Raw genomic sequence first — 14,604 nt, 5'->3', positions numbered from 1 at the left:
ATGACTAAAAAGAAAAAACAAGTCGATAAGGAATTTGGTTTATCATCCTGGGCAATCAACAATAAAACCACCATGTATGTCCTTATTCTGGTGATTTTTTATTTAGGCGTTGCTGCCTTTTTCGACATGCCACGTGAAAATTTCCCTGAAGTAAACGAAACCAAAATCTATGTAAGCTCTGTATACCCAGGAAACACGGCAGAAGATGTTGAAAAACTCATAACGGACCCACTGGAAGATGAGTTAAAAACAGTGAGCAATGTGGTAGAAATTACCTCAACTTCCCAAGAGGATTTTTCCATGATTATCGTGGAATTTGATGAACACCTTACAGTAGAACAGGCCAAACAAAAAGTAAAAGACGAAATAGACACCAAGACAGCAGGAGAAGATTGGCCAATGTCCAATGGTGCCAAAGTAAAACCAGACGTGTTTGAGCTGAGCCTTTCGGAAGAAATGCCCATTTTAAACATTAATATTTCTGGTGATTATCCCGTTGAAAAACTCAAGGAATATGGCGAATATCTTCAAGATGAAATTGAAGACTTAATGGAAATCAAACAGGTGGATATTCGTGGTGCCCAAGAAAAAGAAGTTGAAGTTGCAGTGGATATCTATAAAATGATGGCTGCCGAAGTTACCTTTTCGGACATTATAGGAGCCATAAACAATGGAAACGTGACCATGTCTGCCGGAAACCTAAAAACCAGTGGGCAACGAAGAACCATTAGGATTCTTGGGGAAATTGAAACGCCAGACCAGCTTAAAAATTTCGTGGTAAAATCTGAAGAAGGTCATGCCATTTATTTAAAAGATGTGGCAACTGTATCATTTCAAGAAGAAGATAAAACCACATTTGCCCGAGAATTTGGAGAACCTGTGGTCATGCTGGACGTAAAAAAACGTGCTGGTAAAAACATGGTCGCTGCTGCCGAACAGATACAAGTTATTGTTCAAGATGCCATAGACAATGTATTTCCTCAGGATTTAAAAGTCACCATTGCCAACGACCAATCTTCAGTAACCATAGGACAGGTAGACGATTTGGTGAATAACATTATTTTTGGTGTTATCTTGGTGGTAACCGTTTTAATGTTCTTTTTAGGGTTTAAAAATGCCATATTTGTAGGTTTTGCCATCCCAATGTCCATGTTTATGTCGCTCATGATTTTAAGCATGTTAGGACAAAGTTTAAATACCATGGTCCTTTTTGGGTTGATCATGGGATTAGGAATGCTTGTGGACAATGGTATTGTAGTGGTGGAAAATGTCTATCGTCTCATGGACGAAGAAGGTATGAGCCGAATTGAAGCAGCCAAAAAAGGAATTGGGGAAATAGCTTTTCCTATTATAATTTCTACAGCAACAACCGTAGCAGCTTTTATACCTTTAGGCTTATGGCCTGGTATTATGGGTGAATTTATGATGATACTACCAATCACGCTTTCTGTGGTTTTGGGATCTTCATTATTTGTTGCCATTTTCTTTAACTCCGTTTTGGTGTCTCAGTTTATGAATACCGAAGATAAAAACATGCCACTTAAAAAAATTGTCAGAACCACAGTTATTATGGCTGTTTTAGGGATTTTGGTATTTATTGTTGGTGGTGAGTATCGAGCTCTTGGAACCCTAATGGTATTTACTGCCATTATGCTTTGGATCTATCGTTTGTTTTTACGAAAATGGGCCAATAGCTTTCAAACAAAAGCGCTTGTAAAATTAGAACGTTGGTATGAAGGCCAATTGCGTTGGGCACTATCTGCTAAGAAACCATATATTTTGACTATTGGTACTTTTGCACTATTGATCTTGGCTTTTGTGGCTTTTGGGATTTCTTTATCAACCCAACGCACCAAAGTGGAATTCTTTCCAGACAACAAACCAAATCAAATTATTGTATATATAGAATATCCACAAGGAACTGCCATTGAAAAAACCAATGCCATTACCAAAGAAATAGAAAAAATTGTTTATAAGGTTATAAACGATGACCAATATACAGATGGAAACTACAACTTTATGGTTGAAAGTGCAGTCTCGCAGGTAGGTGAAGGTGCCGGAAACCCTCAAACGGATAGTGGTTCTTCTGCCGAAATGCCTCATAAAGCAAAAATAACGGCATCCATGAGAGAGTATAAATATCGTCGTGGAGAAGATAGTGAATTGTTACGACAGAAAGTACAAAAAGCCTTAGTTGGTATTTTCCCAGGCGTACTTATTTCTGTTGAAAAAGATGCCAATGGACCACCTGCTGGATCTCCTATCAATATTGAAATTGAAGGTGACGATTATGACGAGTTGATTAACACGGCCGAAAACATGCGTGAGTTTATCAACAACAAGAACATTCAAGGTATTGATGAACTTAAAATAGATGTCAATAAAGACAAGCCATCCATGAGAGTGGTTATAGATAGGGAAAAAGCTGGAGAATTAGGCATTAGTGCTGCCCAAGTGGGACAACAGTTACGTAACTCTATTTTTGGTTCTAAAGCTGGCATCTACAAAGAAGGTGGTGACGACTTTGATATTTACGTGCGTTTCAATGAGGACAACCGTTACAACACCAGTGCACTGTTTAATCAAAACATCACATTTAGGGACAATACGGGACAAATAAAAAGCATCCCTGTTTCGGCCATAACCAAACATGAAAACAATTCTGGTTTTAGCGCCATTAAACACAAAGACACCAGACGTGTGGTAACCGTTTACTCGGCTTTATCTCCAGGATTTACAGATGCAGGCGCCATTGTTGCCCAAATTCAAAACGAGATGAAAAGCTTTAAAAACCTACCTAAGAACATCAAAATAGATTATACAGGTCAGATTGAGGAGCAAAACAAACAAATGGCCTTTTTAATGGGTGCTTTTTTTACTGGGTTGGGACTTATTTTTTTCATCTTGATATTTCAATTTAATTCCATTTCAAAGCCAGCTATTATTATGTTGGCCATCTTTTTGAGTTTTATAGGTGTTTTTGGAGGCTTAGTGATTACAGGTAGTGCTTTCGTAATCATGATGACCATGGTTGGTATTATTTCCTTAGCAGGAATTGTGGTGAATAATGGTGTGGTACTGCTGGATTATGCGCAATTGTTAATTGATAGGAAAAAACAACAACTTGGATTGGATGACCAGGAATATTTAAGTAAGGAAGATTTATTTGAAAGCATTGTAAAAGCTGGTAAAGCCCGTTTGCGTCCGGTACTTTTAACAGCCATTACCACCATTTTAGGCTTAATACCTTTAGCCATTGGGTTAAACATCAATTTCTTTACCTTATTTAAAGAGTTTGATGCCAATATTTACATGGGTGGAGACAACGTGGTTTTTTGGGGCCCTTTGGCCTGGACCGTTATTTATGGTTTATTGATAGCCACGTTTTTAACACTTATTGTGGTACCTGTATTGTTCTTTTTATCCATGCAATTAAAAATGTGGATTCGTAACAAAAGAGCAACAACAGATCTTATTTAATTACCTTCCTTTTATTCTCAATTAGAAGGATTGATTAATAGCGGAAAAAGCCTCGACAAATGTTGGGGCTTTTTTATTTGATAATCGGTTAACTTCCTTAAATTTGCAACCTATTTAAATAGCTTGAAATAAAAATTCAAGTTTAATATTCCAATATATGTATAGAAGTCATACCTGTGGTGAGTTAAGGGCATCACATATCAATAAAGAAGTTACACTAGCTGGTTGGGTACAAAAATCCCGTGACAAAGGGTTTATTGTTTGGGTGGATTTACGCGATCGCTACGGCATCACCCAATTGGTTTTTGATGAAGAACGTACGCCTAAAGCCATGATGGAAAAAGCTCAAAACTTAGGTCGTGAATTTGTGATTCAAGTGACCGGAACGGTTATTGAGCGAGCTTCCAAAAATCCAAACATCCCAACAGGTGACATAGAAATTTTGGTTTCTGAACTGACTGTTTTAAACGAAGCCTTGTTACCACCTTTTACCATTGAAGACAAAACCGATGGTGGCGAGGATATTAGAATGAAATATCGTTATTTGGATATTAGACGCAATCCTGTGAAAAACAGCTTGATTTTTCGTCATAAAGTCACTCAGGAAGTTAGAAATTATTTGTCCAAAGAAGGTTTTATTGAAGTAGAAACCCCATATTTAATCAAGTCCACTCCAGAAGGTGCCAGAGATTTTGTGGTACCAAGTCGCATGAACCAAGGACAGTTTTATGCCCTTCCACAAAGTCCGCAAACATTTAAGCAGTTGTTGATGGTTGGTGGCATGGACAAGTATTTTCAGATTGTAAAATGTTTTAGGGACGAAGATTTACGTGCCGATAGACAACCTGAATTCACGCAAATAGACTGTGAAATGGCTTTTGTGGAGCAAGAAGATATTTTAAATGCGTTTGAAGGTTTAACCAGACACCTTTTAAAGGAAGTGAATGGTGTTGAAATAGACCAATTCCCACGCATGTTGTATGACGATGCCATGCGCTTATATGGGAACGACAAACCAGACATCCGCTTTGGGATGGAGTTTGGGGAACTGAACGAGGTAGCACAACATAAAGATTTTGGTGTTTTCAACTCTGCCGAATTGGTTGTTGGTATTGCTGTTCCCGGAGGAAATGCTTACACCAGAAAAGAAATAGACCAATTAATTGATTGGGTAAAACGTCCACAAGTTGGCGCATTGGGTATGGTATATTGCAGATGCAATGACGATGGAACCTATAAATCTTCAGTTGATAAATTTTACGACCAGGACGATTTGTCCAAATGGGCTGAAGCTACTGGAGCAAAAGCTGGCGATTTAATTTGCGTACTTTCAGGAGATAAAAATAAAGTAAGAGCCCAATTAAGTGCCTTGCGTATGGAGCTGGCAGAACGTTTGGGATTGCGAAATCCAAACGAATTTGCACCTCTTTGGGTGATGGATTTCCCACTTTTGGAATGGGATGAAGAAACCGAACGTTATCATGCCATGCACCATCCATTTACTTCGCCAAAACCTGGACAGCTGGAATTATTGGCTACAAATCCGGGAGAAGTAAAAGCCAATGCCTACGATTTGGTGTTGAACGGAAACGAAATTGGTGGAGGTTCCATAAGAATTCACGACAAAAAAACCCAGGCCTTGATGTTCGATTATTTAGGTTTTACTGAGGAAGAAGCCAAAGCCCAATTTGGATTCCTGATGAATGCGTTTGAGTATGGAGCTCCTCCACATGGTGGTTTGGCTTTTGGTTTGGATAGATTGGTTGCCATTCTTGGTGGACAAGAAACCATTCGGGATTTTATAGCCTTTCCTAAAAACAATGCGGGTCGCGATGTGATGATAGATGCACCTGCTCCCATAGACAATAAACAGCTGGAAGAGCTAAGTTTAAAACTCAACTTAAAATCATAAGACAAAAAATCCTGCAATTGCAGGATTTTTTAGTAGTTTTAATTCATGAGAAAGAAGCTTGTAAAAATCGTTTTATATACAGCATTAATCTTTACCATAATTCTGTTTGGGTTATATACCTATGCTTATTTTATGATGAATTCATAACCTATTCAGTAAATAAATAGCACTATAGAATGCACATAAAAACTTTAATAAAACAATTTTTAATTTGGAGATACAAACATATCTCACAGAAAAACTTTGTTTTGTTTTTAAGCACCTTTGTTGGATTATTGGCTGGTTTGGCTGCTGTAACCTTAAAAAACATTACTTATTTCATTCAAAACACACTGGAAAAAGGGATTGTTTTTTCAGAAAACCATCTGTATTTTATATTGCCTATTATAGGATTACTGATAGTATATCTTATAAAAAAATACATGTTCAGCAAAAAATTGACGCCTTCGGTACCTCCTTTTATAAAACGAGCCGTTCCGTCACTTTTATATTCTTTGCTAAGACAAAAAGGGCTTCTATCCTATAAATTAATCTACCATCCCTTGATACTAGCTCCACTAACAGTTGGTTTTGGTGGTTCCGTTGGGTTGTTGGGACCTGCCATTACTTCTGGCTCTGCCATTAGTTCCAATTTAAGTAGGCTCATGCACATTGATAAAAAAACACGTACGCTACTTATTGCTTGTGCAACGGCTGGAGCTGTAGCTTCCATGTTTAAATCTCCCATTGCGGCCATAGTTTTTGCTGTAGAAGTGTTTAGCCTGGATTTAACCTTTGCGTCTTTACTACCCTTATTGATTGCTTCTATCTCTTCTGTGTTAACATCTTATTTTTTCCTTGGAGATGAAGTTTTATTCAATTTTACGCTTACTGATAAATTTACCTTGCATGATACTGCTTTTTATATAATTCTTGGTATTGGAACAGGTGTGGCGTCTATTTATTTCACTAAAATATATTTTGCGGTTTACGCTTTCTTTGACAGATTTAAAACCAGATTTTCCAAATTACTGGTTGGAGGTTTGGCCATAGGGATCATGCTTTATTTTATTCCTCCATTATATGGTGAAGGTTTAAGTTTTACAAAAGATTTGTTTGATGGAAACTACTTACACGCTTTAGGCTCCAACTTATTTGATGAATATTTGGATAATATTTGGGTAGTTATCGTGCTACTTATTGGGTTTACGGTTTTTAAAGCCATAGCCATGACCACAACCTTTGCTGCTGGTGGTGTTGGCGGTGTTATAGTACCTACAATGGTTATGGGAAGCGCCTTAGGGAATGTAGTTGCCAAAATAGTTAATAATATTGGGCTTGGACACCAAGTTTCCGAATCCAACTTTACACTGGTTGGAATGGCTGGTCTTATAGCAGGTGTTATTCATGCGCCTTTAACTGCCATTTTTTTAATTGCTGAAATTACTGGAGGCTATGAGCTGTTTTTACCTTTAATGATAACTGTTGCTATTTCATATATGATTACTAAAAATTATATGGAACACACCATTTATACGAAAGAATTGGCTGAAAGAGGTGATTTACTGACGCATGACAAAGACCAAAATGTTCTAACTTCCATGAGCCTTGACAGTGTTATTGAACAAAATTTTATTACCTTAAACCCAACAATGTCTTTAGGCGACATGTTACATAAAGGTGTCTCAAAATCCAATAGAAACTTGTTTCCTGTTATTAATGAGGACCATGTTTTGGTTGGAATTATTCTTTTAGATGATATTAGAAGTATTATGTTTGACCAATCTTTGTACCATTCTACATCTGTAGAGACTTTTATGCAGTTACCTCCTGGACACATTGACTATGAAAAAGACAACATGAGAATGGTTATGCAAAAATTTCAAGATACCAATGCATGGAATTTACCTGTTATTAAACAAGGCAAATATTACGGTTTTGTTTCAAAATCCAAATTATTAACGGCATACAGACGCGAATTGTTAAACTTTACCCATTAAACACACATGAAATACCTAATTGCATTCTTTTTTATTGCTTCCATAAGTAGCATTGCTTGTGGTTATTTCCTAGATGTAGCTTATTCACAAAAACTCATAGGCTTTGGAGTTGTTGGGCTTTTTCTGGTGGTTTTTCCTTTGTTTTCCTATTACAGATGGAAAGATAGAAATGTAAAAGATTATATGATAACCAAGGAGAGTTTAGAAAAAATGAGAGAATACAATAATAAAAAAGAGTCTTAATTTAAGTTTCGTTTTTCTATAAAAAAGCGTTTTAACAGCTGTGATGCCTCATCAGCTAATATGCCTCCAACCATGATGGTTTTTGGATGTAATTTTGTTTTTAATTGGATGCATCCTCTTTCTTCATCCCTCGCTCCATAAACAATTTTGCTAATTTGGCTCCAATACAATGCTCCTGCACACATTTGGCAAGGCTCCAATGTTACATAAAGTGTACAGTTTTGAAGATATTTACCCCCTAAAAAATTGGAAGCTGCTGTTATGGCTTGCATTTCAGCATGAGCAGTAACATCGTTTAACAGTTCGGTTAAATTATGAGCTCTTGCAATTATTCGGTTATCAATTACTATAACTGCTCCAACGGGAATTTCACCTTTCTCAAAAGCCATTTCGGCTTCTTGAAGGGCTTTCTTCATAAAATAGGTGTCACTAAATACGTTTTCCATAGGTGTAAAAATAAAAAAAGACAGCTAGTAATTACCAGCTGTCTTAATTTTTTCATTGAAAAAATCAATTAGTTTTTAATAACTTTATGATTGGCACTAAATGATTCTCCGTTTATATTCAAGATATAAATACCGGATTGCAATTGATTGAGATCCAATTCTACTTGGTTAAACAATTCTACTTTTTTAGAAAGTACTTGTCTTCCGTTAATATCAGTTAAAGAAAGAGTTACCTGACCGTAGTTTTTGTTTGTTTTAATAAACAAACGATTATTGGTAGGGTTTGGATACACTTTGTAACTGTTGGAGTTAAATTCATTTACACTTAAACTGGTACAATTAGCCAGAGTAGGATCATCAGATGGAGGCATTGCAAAATCTTCCACTTGGTCTGTTCTGCTAAAACCATATCCTTGAGAGGCATCTAAGCCTACACCTCTATTGGCAAACACGTCCCAAATTAAACATTGGTCTTCGCCACCGGTTAAAGCCATATCTGCTGTTAAAATAGCATCTCTACCAGTAACAAATCCTGGGCTGCAACCTTGTATTTTTAGACCATCTATAACTACTTGCATGACTTTATTGTTCCCCCCAGTACCATTGTATAAATCTGGATCGAAACCATACTTATCTACATAGGCCCATGTTAAGTCCCATAAAATAGTACTCCATATAAATCCAATACCATGTGGTGCAGCCACGTTTGCTGCATCATTAGTATCATTATATGTATAGTCATTAACAGCAAAATCTGTGCTATAAGGTGCTAATCTAATACCAATCCCATTGGTTGGTTGGCCTGTAGCGTAGGTTCCAATTCCTCTTGGGTCTTCTGGCTGATCTCCAGGTTGCATCGTCAACATTAACCCAAACCAGTCAGACCATCCCTCTCCCATTTGTTCAGGGTTGGACAAGCAGTTTGTGGCTGGACCTCCTGTTAACCTGGTTGAGATACCATGACCATATTCGTGAGCTACAATGCCATTATCGAAACTTCCATCTCGCATATAGTTACCTGTTCCTTGAAGGGTAACATTAACGGTTTCTGTTTGCATTTGAGAAATTAACAATTCACCATTTGTGTAGTTCATAAATACAGAAGGAATGGTAAACGGTGGAGTGACTTCTCCAGCCATATTTACGTATTCTGCGTAATTAGGGTCGTTAGTTGGGTTATTATGATTTACAACTATAACAGCAATGGCTCCTGCATCTTGAGCATGTTGAATTTTATCCACAAAGGCACAATTACCTCTTCTAACCACAGCAATTTTACCAGCAACACTAGAAATTGGGTTACAGCCTTCTGAAGGAGCAGCAGAACTATCATTAACAAGCTCCAAGTCTCCTGTAACAGGTGTTTCACCAATTCCGGTAATATTGTTTGGTGGTGTAGCTGCAGGGTTAACAGCTGGATAAGGACCAGCAATAGGAGTGTTATTTACTGTAACTAGATTTTGTATTCCTCCTGGAGCAGACCATAAATACATTTGCATTCTTGGTGCATTTCCATCAACTGGTGTTGCAAAATTAGCGTTGTTAGTGCCTCCTCCATCTTGTCCTTGAGCTTGAACAGCATCGTTTCCTACACCTCCATTGCCATAATTGTTTTGTTGAAAGTTTCCAGACACTTCATCAAAACCATAACGGTACCATACATCGTGCATCACATTGCTAACATAAAACATGTTTGTAACCGATACATCTTGATAACCCAATGGTTCTTGACTTAGGTTTAGTGAAAAATCAAAATTTAAAGTTGCAGTCCCATCTGGTGAATACCCAGGCGTATCAGAGTCTGCTGTATCTTCATAAGCATAAACATTGTTTCCTCTTGTTATGGTATATTCAGCTCCTGCTACTCCATTGGTATCGTGCCATCCATATGGGGAAGCCGTATCATCTGCTGGGGAACTTAACAGTGTTCTTCCTCCAAAACTAGGCGCTTCAACGGGAAAGGCGAACACATGGTATTGAGAACCGTCAGCAACCATAGCATTGGGCTTAAATAAAGTGAAATCTGTATTGGTATTTGTGTGAAAGTCGTGATTAGAGTGATCTCCATCACCAAAATTACAAGACACAACCCAATCAGATTTATCAATAATTTGGCCACTTATTGCATCTACTCGTACGCTCCACCAATGTTTGGAGTCAAGTGTGTTTAGGTTTAAGTCCCAAGCCAATTTTAAAGCATCTTCAGCTTCGGAGTAAGAATACACCAATTTTACAGGTATGTTTGTTTGAGAAACACCTGCTCCGTTAAAAACGAATTCATTATGCTTGGTAGAAATCAATTCCAATCCTTGAACGTTTCCAAGATTCAATTGTGAGGCTGCGTTTTCCAATGCGTCCTGTGCATTAATTTGAGCAGTTATGGTGTTTAATTTTTGGCTAACTTGACCAATAAAATTATTGGCATAGTAAAAAACTGCATTGTCTTTAATGGCCACACTAGAGGTTGCATTAAAAATCTCAATCCCTTGATAACGTTGATTTACAAATACATGGTTAATTTTAGTACTCTTAGAGAAGTACTCGTTACTAACATATAAATCCTGAATATCCGGTTCTGTAAGTTGATATGTAGCTAAATTTTTGGTTAAATAAGTCTCGATAAGACTGCCATACTCTGAATCTGAAAGGTTGTGCTGGGCAAACCCAATAAATCCAAATAATAACATGCCAATTATCACAAATTTTTGGGCGTAATTATTTTTCATTTTTTAGTTATTGATTTTATTTAATGTAACAAATATAGGTCTCAACATTTTATAATAACAATAAATAAGTAAAATACTTATCAAAATCACCAAAATAACTTCTATTTTAATAATTTTACCAAATCAAATAAAGCAATGATTACAGATATATTAAAATCCATTCATAGTCCTGAGGAGCTAAGGAAGTTACCCATTAAGCAACTTCCGGAACTTGCTAAAGAGCTTAGACAGTTTATTATTCAAATTGTTGCTGCCAAAGAAGGACATTTAGGAGCCAGTTTAGGAGTTGTGGAATTAACCATTGCTTTGCACTATGTTTTTAATACACCCAAAGATTTGCTTGTTTGGGACGTTGGTCATCAGGCTTACGGACATAAAATATTAACTGGAAGAAGGGATGTTTTTCACACAAACAGACAAATTAAAGGTCTTAGTGGCTTTCCAAAAAGAGAAGAAAGTGAGTTTGACACTTTTGGTGTAGGCCATTCTTCAACCTCTATTTCGGCTGCTTTGGGAATGGCAATTGCCAACCTATTAAAAGGTGAAAACAGACATCACATTGCTGTTATTGGTGATGCCTCCATTGCAAGTGGAATGGCTTTTGAAGGCTTAAACCATGCTGGTGTTACCAAAGCCAATTTATTGGTTATCCTAAACGACAATACCATTGGGATAGACCCTTCTGTAGGTGCTTTAAAACAATATCTTACCAATGTTAAAAAAGGAACCCAAAAACAAGACAATATTTTTGAAGCTTTAAATTTCGATTACTCAGGTCCTATTGATGGTCATGATATTTTTAAGATCATTTCAGAACTAGAGCGTTTAAAAACAGTAAAAGGACCTAAATTTTTACATGTAATTACCAAAAAAGGGAAAGGTCTTAAACAAGCAGAGGACAACCAAGTCACCTATCATGCACCAGGAAAATTTGATGCCATTACAGGTGAGTTAAGTAAAAAACTAGATTTTAAACAACCTCCCAAATATCAAGATGTATTTGGTTTAACCTTAGTGGAATTAGCCAAAAAAAACCAAAAAATAATTGGAATAACTCCTGCCATGCCAACTGGAAGTTCTTTAAAATATATGATGGAACAAATTCCTGATCGGGCTTTCGATGTAGGCATTGCAGAACAACATGCTGTAACACTTGCTGCAGGTATGGCCACACAAGGATCCGTTCCGTTTTGCAACATTTATTCCACATTTTTACAAAGAGCCTATGATCAAGTAATCCATGATGTGGCATTGCAGAACTTACCTGTTGTTTTTTGTTTGGATCGTGCTGGATTGGTTGGACAAGATGGAGCAACGCATCATGGAGTTTTTGATTTGGCTTATTTACGTTGTATACCAAACCTCATTATTTTTGCACCAAGAAACGAAATAGAGCTCAGAAACATTATGTACACGGCTCAATTGGGAAAATTATCCCAACCCATTGCCATTAGGTATCCTAGAGGAAGAGGTGTTACCATGGATTGGCAATTAGATTTTAAAGAGATTGAAATTGGGACAGCAATACCCTTGAAAAAAGGCAGTAAAATTGCCATTTTGAGCATTGGCACCATCTCAAAAAATTGTACCGAAGCCATAGGTTTGTTAGAAAATTCAGACACTGTCTCCCACTACGACATGCGTTTTGTGAAACCTCTAGACGAAAAACTTCTACACGATATTTGCGCCATTTATGATACCATCATCACTGTTGAGGACGGTTGTGTAAATGGTGGTTTTGGTAACGCCATATTGGAATTTGCTTCAAAACATCAATATAAAAACACTTTTGAATTGTTAGGTATTCCCGATACCTTTATTGAACATGGGACAATAGAGGAGCTACAGATAGAATGTCACATCGATCCTATCTCTATTTCCAAATGTATCAATAAATACGTCTAAGCTTTCATTGTTGGAAAACAAAAAAGGTGGTTTTAAAAAACCACCTTTTTCATATTATCTAAATAATGTTTATTTTATAATAAACTTTTTAGTCTCACTAAAACTTCCTTTTGAAAATTTAGCCAAGTACAATCCTGAACTTAAATCTAACGATAATTGTTTTCTACTATTTGAGTTCATATCCAAGGCCGTATTGTAGACCAACTGACCACTAAGGTTATAAATGGATAAATCCATTTTCCCTAAGTTGGATTTAGCAGTTATGGTAATCTCTCCATTAGAGACTGTTGGAAATAAAGTTAAATCTGAGGCTAAAGTATTTTCTTCAACACTTAAGAAATCGGCAGTAAACATACCGGAGAAGACACCTCTACCATAAGTAGCAGCAAACACCATGTTATCGTCTCTTAGGTCTAAATCCAAAACTTTAACATTGCTCATTCCATTATAGGCTTGATTCCAAGTTGGACTTGCATCTGAGAAGTTTTCAGTGAACCAAACACCTAATTCGGTTCCAATGATCACTTGCTCAAGATTTAATGGGTTTTGTAAAATAGTTTTTACTGGCAAATCTGGTAAGTTACCATCTTTAGGCTCCCAAGTGACTCCTCCATTGCTGGTGTACCAAACATTGTTTACACCATAATTGTGCATGGTTACAAAAATATCATCTTCAGTCTGACCAAATTCAACATCTGAAACACTACCTACCAACAAGTTACCATCAATAGTTGTCCAAGTTGGGTTTGCTGTATTAGCATTTTCAATTAAAATAATGTTTCCTAAACGGTCGCCTACAAGTAATTTTGAAGAATTGGTTGTATAGGGAGATACCGTTAAAGCAGTTACTATAGTTACTAATTCAGGATGAGTTAAAGTTGTAGCAGATAAAGTTCCTGATGATTTAATTCCAGAATATCTTCTAATACCTGGGGTTGCTCCAGAGTTATAATTAGAATACAAAATATCCAGGTTGGAATCCAATGCTTGTGGATTAATGAAAGATCCATTGCTAGCGTTTTCATTATTTATAACAACTTCAGAACCTAATGATCCATTCGCGTTTAAAAAACGTAAAACAACTCCAGCATTATACACATAGTTTCTAATAAAATAACGGTCGGTTCCATCTTGATCAAAGAAGGTATAAGCACCATCACCTCCATAAGGCTCAATAGCATCATCTACACCATTTGGATTTGCATTTTGCAATAATTGGGTACCATTGTCTTGTAAACCTCCAGCAAAATAATCTCCGGAAAGTGCAGTGGTTGGTGCTACTCCTACAGTATAGAACTGGGATGTATTGAATCCTGTATTTCTAGGTTGGGTTGTTGCCCCTCCATTGCTGGAATAATACACGCCTCCATCGTTACCAATAACAACTTTGCTTGGATCGTTATTTCCAAAAGCTAAAATATGTTGATCGGCATGCACTTCTTGGTATCCGAATCCTCCGTACCAATGAGAAAATTGATTCCAAGTTGTGGCTCCATTGGTAGATTTAAACAAATCAATTCCACCAGCATAAACAATCTCGTCGTTACTTGGGTCCACTTCCAACATCAAATCGTAAAATGCCTGTCCTCTAGCGAAGTCATTTGCGGGAATATTAGGGTCAGCATCATTTGGTAATGCTTTTGTTTCTACTAAAAAAGCAGGCACGAATGCAGTTGTTGTTTTTTTGATAATAACACCAGATGCCGTTTCTGCCAACACATAAACTTTATCAGGTATTGTTGCTGATACTGCTATTTGAGTTCTAGCAGCTCCATTGATAGAATAAGCTTGAGTAAACGTATTTCCATCTGTAGAGGAAAAGACGACTCCTCCTCCATCACCATACAAATAACTATTGGTTGTAGATAACCAAATTTTACCATTGGGTCCTATTTCTATATCATTAGGTGAAT

At 36.9% G+C, this 14,604-nt stretch carries 8 protein-coding genes; 5 read left to right on the top strand and 3 right to left on the bottom strand.

Going from position 1 to position 14,604, the window contains the following annotated elements; genetic code table 11:
- The 4 genes from AACY93_RS06455 (at window position 1) to AACY93_RS06440 (ending at window position 7,614) form a co-directional block, all read left to right on the top strand.
- Window positions 1–3,480: an efflux RND transporter permease subunit gene (locus tag AACY93_RS06455; RefSeq protein ID WP_286854603.1), complete on the top strand. Its 3,480-nt coding sequence runs from the start codon at window positions 1–3 to the stop codon at window positions 3,478–3,480.
- A gap of 157 nt (window positions 3,481–3,637) precedes the next feature.
- Entirely contained in the window at window positions 3,638–5,392 is a 1,755-nt protein-coding gene (aspS, locus tag AACY93_RS06450; protein WP_007647669.1) for an aspartate--tRNA ligase, read from the top strand.
- 176 nt (window positions 5,393–5,568) lie between these two features.
- Window positions 5,569–7,371 carry a chloride channel protein gene (locus AACY93_RS06445; protein WP_007647668.1) on the top strand — a complete coding sequence of 601 codons (1,803 nt, stop codon included), beginning with the start codon at window positions 5,569–5,571 and terminating at the stop codon, window positions 7,369–7,371.
- 6 nt (window positions 7,372–7,377) lie between these two features.
- Window positions 7,378–7,614 (top strand): hypothetical protein, encoded by a 237-nt coding sequence (locus tag AACY93_RS06440; protein WP_007647667.1) that lies wholly within the window; start codon window positions 7,378–7,380, stop codon window positions 7,612–7,614.
- Here the strand turns inward: AACY93_RS06440 and AACY93_RS06435 are convergent.
- On the bottom strand, window positions 7,611–8,060 hold the full coding sequence (locus tag AACY93_RS06435) for a nucleoside deaminase (RefSeq protein WP_007647666.1): 450 nt from the start codon (window positions 8,058–8,060) through the stop codon (window positions 7,611–7,613). The two genes, AACY93_RS06440 and AACY93_RS06435, sit on opposite strands and share 4 nt — an antisense overlap.
- Before the next feature lie 68 nt (window positions 8,061–8,128).
- Window positions 8,129–10,786, bottom strand: a complete 2,658-nt coding sequence (locus AACY93_RS06430; protein ID WP_287006122.1) for a T9SS-dependent M36 family metallopeptidase — start codon at window positions 10,784–10,786, stop codon at window positions 8,129–8,131.
- Between the two features lie 135 nt (window positions 10,787–10,921).
- Between AACY93_RS06430 and dxs the strand changes: the two genes are divergently transcribed.
- Entirely contained in the window at window positions 10,922–12,691 is a 1,770-nt protein-coding gene (gene dxs, locus AACY93_RS06425; RefSeq protein ID WP_007647663.1) for a 1-deoxy-D-xylulose-5-phosphate synthase, read from the top strand.
- 69 nt (window positions 12,692–12,760) lie between these two features.
- Here the strand turns inward: dxs and AACY93_RS06420 are convergent.
- A partial coding sequence (locus tag AACY93_RS06420) for a T9SS type A sorting domain-containing protein (RefSeq protein WP_287006120.1) occupies window positions 12,761–14,604 on the bottom strand: 1,844 nt, incomplete at its 5' end.

Origin of the sequence: uncultured Xanthomarina sp. (genome assembly GCF_963971605.1) — a bacterium.
GTDB classification, from domain to species: domain Bacteria; phylum Bacteroidota; class Bacteroidia; order Flavobacteriales; family Flavobacteriaceae; genus Xanthomarina; species Xanthomarina gelatinilytica.
This window is presented reverse-complemented; position numbering and strand designations above follow the sequence as displayed.

Excerpts from the sequence above, each read along its gene's own strand:
- aspS (WP_007647669.1), top strand. The coding sequence starts at position 3,638 with ATGTATAGAAGTCATACCTGTGGTGAGTTAAGGGCATCACATATCAAT.
- AACY93_RS06445 (WP_007647668.1), top strand. The coding sequence starts at position 5,569 with ATGCACATAAAAACTTTAATAAAACAATTTTTAATTTGGAGATACAAA.
- AACY93_RS06455 (WP_286854603.1), top strand. The coding sequence starts at position 1 with ATGACTAAAAAGAAAAAACAAGTCGATAAGGAATTTGGTTTATCATCC.
- AACY93_RS06430 (WP_287006122.1), bottom strand. The coding sequence starts at position 10,786 with ATGAAAAATAATTACGCCCAAAAATTTGTGATAATTGGCATGTTATTA.
- AACY93_RS06435 (WP_007647666.1), bottom strand. The coding sequence starts at position 8,060 with ATGGAAAACGTATTTAGTGACACCTATTTTATGAAGAAAGCCCTTCAA.
- AACY93_RS06440 (WP_007647667.1), top strand. The coding sequence starts at position 7,378 with ATGAAATACCTAATTGCATTCTTTTTTATTGCTTCCATAAGTAGCATT.
- dxs (WP_007647663.1), top strand. The coding sequence starts at position 10,922 with ATGATTACAGATATATTAAAATCCATTCATAGTCCTGAGGAGCTAAGG.